Annotated in this window: 1 pseudogene; it reads left to right on the forward strand. The window is 57.4% G+C overall.

Features of this window, described 5'->3' with window-relative positions:
- Positions 1–353: 353 nt before the first annotated feature.
- Positions 354–989: pseudogene (locus ANI01nite_RS17260) on the forward strand (hypothetical protein); the annotation flags it as partial.

Raw genomic sequence — 989 nt, forward strand, 5'->3', positions numbered from 1 at the left:
AGCCAGTGATGGTTGGAGCCTCACCTGTTTAACCCGTGAGTGTGGTGCGGGGTGGCCAGGCGATGCCTGGCCTGTTCGTGTTTAAAGGGGGTTCGGCCGCTGGCCGCTGGCCGCTGCCGCGGCCCGTTACACAACGGATCAGGCCGGCATTGAGCCGAAGAGAAAACCTAAGTGGAGTGACTGAGTGTCTTGCCACATTGCACCTGTTTCCCTATGGTATGTCTCGTGGCTCCCGTAGACTTGAGGTTAGATGTACATGCCTTTATGGCCTGCAGAATAGTTAATAGTGAAGTGATTTGCTAAGGCAATCACGAAGGTTGCGGTATTGAGATAGCCGCTGAAGGGGACATTAGATGTCTAACGAATTCCGCCGTAACTCCGACAACGGACGAGGCGACTTCCGGAACTCAAACTCAAGCCGCAACAACTCCCGCGATGGTTTCAAGCGTCGCGATGACCGCAGCGATTTCAAGCGCACCGACGATAACCGTGGTGGTTTCCGCGGTGAGCGCCGTGATGACAACCGTGGTGGTGGCTTCAAGCGTAATGATGATCGTGGTGGTTTCCGCGGTGAGCGCCGTGATGACAACCGCGGTGGCGGGTTCAAGCGTAATGACGACCGTGGCGGTTTCCGTAGCGAGCGCCGTGATGACAACCGCGGTGGCGGGTTCAAGCGCAACGATGATCGTGGTGGCTTCCGTGGCGATCGTAACGATGATCGCGGTGGCTTTAAGCGCTACGATGACCGTGGCGGTTTCCGTAGCGAGCGCCGTGATGACAACCGCGGTGGTGGCTTCAAGCGCAATGACAACCGCGATGGCGGGTTCAAGCGTAATGATGATCGTGGCGGTTTCCGTAGCAATCGTAACGATGACCGTGGCGGTTTCCGTAGCGAGCGCCGTGATGACAACCGCGGTGGTGGCTTTAAGCGCAATGACAACCGCGATGGCGGGTTCAAGCGTAATGATGATCGCGGCGGTTTCAAACGC

The organism is Glutamicibacter nicotianae, assembly GCF_006539525.1.
Classification (GTDB): Bacteria; Actinomycetota; Actinomycetes; order Actinomycetales; family Micrococcaceae; genus Glutamicibacter; species Glutamicibacter nicotianae.